This is a genomic window from Stutzerimonas stutzeri, assembly GCF_024448895.1.
Lineage (GTDB): Bacteria > Pseudomonadota > Gammaproteobacteria > Pseudomonadales > Pseudomonadaceae > Stutzerimonas > Stutzerimonas stutzeri_Q.
The window spans coordinates 1-1,417 of the sequence record NZ_JAMOIC010000064.1; the positions used below are offsets into that span (position 1 = coordinate 1).

At 69.8% G+C, this 1,417-nt stretch carries 1 protein-coding gene and 1 pseudogene; both read left to right on the forward strand.

From position 1 onward, the window contains the following. Nucleotides 1-673: thermostable hemolysin (locus NA619_RS24925; RefSeq protein ID WP_255964438.1), on the forward strand; the 673-nt coding region annotated here is incomplete at its 5' end. Continuing rightward, nucleotides 657-1,388 (forward strand): annotated as a pseudogene (locus tag NA619_RS24930) (AMP-binding protein); the annotation flags it as partial. The gene NA619_RS24925 and the pseudogene NA619_RS24930, both read left to right, overlap by 17 nt. Between the last annotated feature and the right edge of the window lie 29 nt (nt 1,389-1,417).

Here is a 1,417-nt window from a genome sequence, read left to right on the forward strand (position 1 = left end):
CGATCACACCGATGTACTGGCACGCATTGGCCGCGAGCCTTCGCTCTGCCTGCAACTGGCGCAGGCCGATGCAGGCGGGCGGCGCACAGCGCTGGAAGACTTCATCCGCCAGCGTTTCGCCGAGCACTATCAGGCGCGGGTGCGTCATTTCATGCCCTGCCTGCTCGGCCTGCATGGCGACAATGGCGAGGTGCATGGCGCGGTCGGTCTGCGCAGCGCCCAGCGTCGACCGCTGTTTCTCGAGCGTTATCTGGACGAGCCCATCGAGCAGGCCGTGAGCCAGCGCCATGGGCGTACGGTGCCGCGCGAGGAGATCGTCGAGGTTGGCAATCTCGCCGCCTTCGGCAATGCCTCGGCGCGCCTGCTGATCGTCGCGCTGACCGATCTGCTGGTCGCTCAGGGCTTTCGCTGGGTGGTGTTCACCGGCACGCCGGCACTGCTTAACAGCTTCCAGCGCCTGGCGCTCGATCCGCTGCCGCTGGGCCTGGCCGACCCGGCGCGCATGGGCGAGGAGCTGGCCGACTGGGGCAGCTACTACGCCTGCCGGCCACAGCTGATGGCCGGCGAGATCCTGCCCGGCCACCAGCGCCTGCTGCAGCTCGGCCTCTATGCGCGGCTCGGCTATCAGCCGCTGTTCGACACCACGGAGGCGCCCCATGCAGCCTGCAGCTGAACGCTTCTGGACGACGCTCGACCAGCACGCCGGCATCGCGCTGAGCGAAGGGCCGCACCAACTGAGCTACGCCGAACTGCGCCATGAGGTGGCCGCGCGCGCCAGCCATCTGCAACGGCTCGGCGTGCAGCGCGTCGCCCTGACGCTGGACAACGGTCTGGAGTGGGCGCTGTGGGACCTGGCCCTGCTGCGCGCCGGTTTGGTCTGCGTGCCGCTGCCGGCATTCTTTTCCGCGGCGCAGCAGGAGCACGTGCTGCAGCACGCCGGCATTGACTGCCTGATCGGCGCCGTCAGCCCGCTCAGCGAGCGCTGCGGCTTCCAGCCAGGCGAAGCCGGCCTGCTGTTGCGCCAGCCGGACACCGTCACGCCAGTGCCGCCCGGCACGCTGAAGATCACCTATACCTCCGGCACTACCGGCCAGCCCAAGGGCGTCTGCCTGGATGCCGAGGCGCAGCTGGCGGTGGCCGAGAGCCTGTGGCAGGCCAGCCTGCCGTGTGATGTGCGCCAGCACCTCTGCGTACTGCCGCTGGCAACCCTGCTGGAAAACATTGCCGGGCTCTATGCGCCGCTGCTGGCCGGTGCGCGGGTCGAGCTGCGCCCGCTGGCCGAAATCGGCTTCAGCGGCGCGGCGGGCTTCGAGCTGGCACGCCTGCTTGCCACGCTGCAGGCAAGCCAGCCACACAGCCTGATCCTGCTGCCGCAGCTGCTGCTGGCGCCGACGCCATGAGCGGCGCCCCGGCTGAC